At 36.4% G+C, this 4,030-nt stretch carries 3 protein-coding genes and 2 pseudogenes; 3 read left to right on the top strand and 2 right to left on the bottom strand.

Annotated elements, in window-relative coordinates; translation table 11 throughout:
• The 3 genes and pseudogenes from ABR397_RS22010 to ABR397_RS22000 all read left to right on the top strand — a co-directional run.
• A pseudogene (locus ABR397_RS22010) lies at positions 1-991 on the top strand (hypothetical protein); the annotation flags it as partial.
• A 13-nt stretch (positions 992-1,004) separates the two neighbouring features.
• Entirely contained in the window at positions 1,005-1,520 is a 516-nt protein-coding gene (locus tag ABR397_RS22005) for a tail fiber assembly protein (RefSeq protein WP_350307578.1), read from the top strand.
• 74 nt (positions 1,521-1,594) lie between these two features.
• Positions 1,595-2,692, top strand: a complete 1,098-nt coding sequence (locus ABR397_RS22000; protein ID WP_350307577.1) for a glycosyltransferase family 4 protein — start codon at positions 1,595-1,597, stop codon at positions 2,690-2,692.
• A gap of 32 nt (positions 2,693-2,724) precedes the next feature.
• Here the strand turns inward: ABR397_RS22000 and ABR397_RS21995 are convergent, their stop codons facing one another.
• Positions 2,725-2,985: a tail fiber assembly protein gene (locus ABR397_RS21995; RefSeq protein ID WP_350307579.1), complete on the bottom strand. Its 261-nt coding sequence runs from the start codon at positions 2,983-2,985 to the stop codon at positions 2,725-2,727.
• A gap of 87 nt (positions 2,986-3,072) precedes the next feature.
• Positions 3,073-4,030 (bottom strand): annotated as a pseudogene (locus tag ABR397_RS21990) (hypothetical protein); the annotation flags it as partial.

Here is a 4,030-nt window from a genome sequence, read left to right as displayed (position 1 = left end):
CAAAGCGTTGAGTGGGGATATCAGTTTAAGTGCCGGGGATGTGGGGGCTTACCCCATGCTGAGATCCATTGATGAAATACCAACACTGGGATATAACGGCCCGTTCCGTGGTGGGGAATCTACTAATTATGCAAAGGGGGTTAGCATTGGTGATAGCGACTATGGTCAGATCTGGGTTAACTCATCCGGGCGGTTATTTGCACAATTTTCCAATAATAATGGTGCAAAACCGGGAGGTGAGTGTGTTTATACGAGTGATATTGCGGAAACCGTAAATTTGGCAAAAGGGGCTTACCCAAAATCAGGTGGTCTCGTCAATGGGAATGTGGATGCAACAGGATATATTTCCGGCAAAGGAGTGTATGAAGCACCAGGTATTCGAGTATATAGTTCGATAAATAAGCCGTCACTGGAGGAATTGGGAGCGTTTCCAAGTGTACGCAACGGTGTAACCGATAATGGTAAATTCTCGGACATGCGTGAAACTGGTATCTATATTGTATATATAGCTGATCCTAATTCTGTAACTGATTTACCTGTTTATAACAGTTATAAAATTTACTCGTATGGATTTCTTGTTGTATTTAGAAATAGTGATCAACAAATTCATCAAACATATTATTCCCACCTCGGGGATATTGCAACACGACAGACATGGGATGGGCCGGCAAAATACTTATCCTGGACTATTCAATATAGTACAAAAAACAAACCTTCTGCAACTGATGTGGGAGTATATACCAAAGCGGAATCTGATAGTCGGTATGCAGACAAAACTAATATAGGTGTAGCAAACCTGCGTCTTGGTAGTGTAGCTACCGAAGGTGGGTGGGTAGATGCAACAAAAAACTGGACTGCACCCGCTGGTAATGTTCTCGTTGGTTTGAATACAACAATGTGGAGTTCAGGAAGGCAACACCTTGCAGGAGTGAATTATCGTCCAGTACAAGCATATATTCATGATGCGTGGGTAACAATATCAACTATTTAGGTAAATAAAGATTATGATAACTGAGATTTTTACCCCTTACACCCCAAAGGATTGTATTCCATATGTTCAATATCTAAAAGATGATAAAGGAAATGACTGGTATAAAATTCAAAAAGAATTTTCAGAAGAAACAATTAAATTCACGTTTAATAAAACAGGAATAATTACCTCATTATCGAAAGACATATCCAGCCTTTTTCCTATATATTTGTCTGTGGCAGAAATAGAATCAAAGAATATACCTGAAAGTTTGGATATATCTGGTAAGTGGTTTTTTGATGGTAAGAAGATAATACCACGTATATATACATTGGAAGAGAGAATACATCAAATTGAAAACCAAAAAACAGAAAAAATGTTTGCAACCAACATGACTATCCAACCTCTACAGGATTCCATTGATTTAGATATAGCAACAGATAAAGAAATTGAGCAATTGATAGCATGGAAAAAATACAGAGTTTTATTAAGTAGAGTAGATACTTCTCAGCCTGATAGGATCCAGTGGCCTGAAACACCTAAAAAATAGAAAACAGGGCCTATATTGGCCCTGTTTTTTCAGGTAAAATAAATAAAAAATTGGGATTAGGATAGGTAAGCATAATGAATATTTTGATTACAAATTTTCATACTGGAAATGGTGGTGGTCATACAACATACATAATGAATATAGTTAAATATTTTAACTATAACGAAGGGAATTTATTCATTGCTTGCCCGCCAGAAAGTAGACTATATAAGGAATTATCTAATTTAGGATTTGATAACATATTTCCATTATTTTTTTTCTTTAAAATTAAAAAATTGAAACAAATTATAAAAACCAGTAAGACTTTATCTAGAATATCAAAAGAACATAAAATAGACATCATTCATACTAATGGAACTTCTGATAATAAAATAGCTATTATAGCAAAATTATTTTTCGGAATGAAAAGTAAATTAATTTATACTAAGCATAATCATTATTCAGTATCTTTGTTGTCAAGAATCAGACTTAGAAGATTTAATGAAAAAGTCATTTTTGTTAGCGACTCTACACGTAACCAATGCTCATATTTTATCTCTGATGAGCGCTCAGTTACTATTAAAAATGGTATTAATATTGATAAATGGAGAGTTGATCACCAAATTACAGAGAGAGGGAAAATAATACTTATTTCCTCTGCTGGAACTGCAGAACATAAAGGCTGGCATTTCTTAATAAGATGTCTAGCAAAAGATAAAGAGTTGTCTGATAAGTTCAGTGTAAAAATTATAGGCCGTATTCCTCATAAGAAGGATATGGAAAAATTAATCGGCATTACTTTTTCACATGTTAATGTTGAATTTACTGGTTATATAAATGACGATAAAACAATCATTAGTTATATGAAAAATGCCTCTGTTGGCTTTGTATTATCTACCGATTGTGAAACTATTAGTTTTTCCTGCAGAGAAATGATGGCTTGTGGTCTTCCTGTTATCGTCAGTGATTTTGGTGGATTACCAGAAAACATTGATCATGGTGTTAATGGTTGGATCACAAGGGCAGGAAATGAAGTATCAATACATAATACTTTGAAATCAATTGCTAGTTTGTCATTTCAAGAGTTAAAAGAGTTTTCTAAAAAAGCCAGAGAAAAAGCTGTTAATGAGTTTGATGTAGAAAAAATGGTTTTAGAAACAATAGATACCTACAAGTCAGTTTATAAGTTTTAAATCTACGGCCTGAAAAACAGGCCGTTAATATTTTATTCTGGTTGTTCCGGCCACTCAATATTTGGTGCCGTAATATCTATCCTATTTAACGTGACGCGGTATTTTTTCCACTCTGTGAGCATGGCTACTTCGTTATCGGTAGCAATACCTAAATCAATGGCATCTTGTAATGGAGCTATTTTAATTGCCGCTTGCTCCAATAAATAATATCGCTGACGATAATCTACTTTATTTTTCTGATCGATAATGGCTTGCTGATATAAAACTTGAGCTTCCTGCGCACTGAAACCCATTGAAATCAATTGATGAGGTTCAGCCGGCACATTGACATATTCATAGCCATTTTTGTCCGTTAGTTTGCTTAATATTACCATATGGCCTCACAATGATTTCTTTTGATAACGTGAGTCATATTCTATAGAATAAGGTATTGTACTATCCACATACTCTTCACCTAATAACGGATCGTTAGCGGCAAATGATTTCACCATCCATTTAATTTCAAAATTAATATCGGCGCTTAAACGTCGGGTCATTTCAATCTCTCCATTCTCACGTGAATAATAGATTTGTTTGTGATAATCTGTCAGGTTATGGGTCACAAAATAGGTTAACCCCCCACGTAAATAACAACCACTGTAAACTGAACAACCTGTAATATCACCAGATTTTACACCACCATAGAGGGGATATTTACCGTCAATAGGTCTAGCGATACTTATCATGGCATAGCGGATCGCTTTTACTGTGTTACGATAGGTTTGATTTATACGTTTAATATTTAAATAATGAGCATCCCCTCCCCATGGTGTGTCTCCCCCTTCCATTTGTACAAGTAGCCCGGCAACATGTGTTACTCCCTCACCAAATGGTTTTTTTTCTGCATCATATGGATAGGCACGATGAAGTGTGAGCCAAGAATTTGCCCCGATATTAGGTGGATTGCTCCACCAGACCGGATAATAGCGCTCAGTACTTAAACCGGTGAGATCAATCGTGGTAGTGTAGCGTGGTTCAGCCTGAATATCCGCTGTAGTGGGTTTATTTCTTGTTGTGTAAATATCAGTCCAATCTTCCTCAAAACCATAACCATCACGGGCAGAGCGATAAGCTATTCCTCCGTTTCTATACCCCACTTTTAACTGAAAAGCCGGACAACTCCCAACACCATTATAGAAGTGAGCAACATGTGCAGTGTATCCTGGGTACTGTAGATCATATAAACCTGTATCCACGTTCCACGGAACAGCTTGGACATTAGGATAACTGCCTGTTAATCCGAGTTTAAACGCTTCAACATCTCCAGCCTTCAAATTGATATCCCCGGTCAACAGCTTC

The organism is Photorhabdus viridis (assembly GCF_040256935.1).
In the GTDB taxonomy this organism is placed as follows: domain Bacteria; phylum Pseudomonadota; class Gammaproteobacteria; order Enterobacterales; family Enterobacteriaceae; genus Photorhabdus; species Photorhabdus viridis.
Note: the sequence above shows the minus strand (reverse complement) of the source record. Positions and strands in the feature narration are given on the sequence as shown.

What these genes read in the sequence shown, in the direction of transcription:
- ABR397_RS21995 (WP_350307579.1), bottom strand. Translation starts at nt 2,985, where the DNA reads ATGGGTTTCAGTGCGCAGGAAGCTCAAGTTTTATATCAGCAAGCCATT.
- ABR397_RS22000 (WP_350307577.1), top strand. Translation starts at nt 1,595, where the DNA reads ATGAATATTTTGATTACAAATTTTCATACTGGAAATGGTGGTGGTCAT.
- ABR397_RS22005 (WP_350307578.1), top strand. Translation starts at nt 1,005, where the DNA reads ATGATAACTGAGATTTTTACCCCTTACACCCCAAAGGATTGTATTCCA.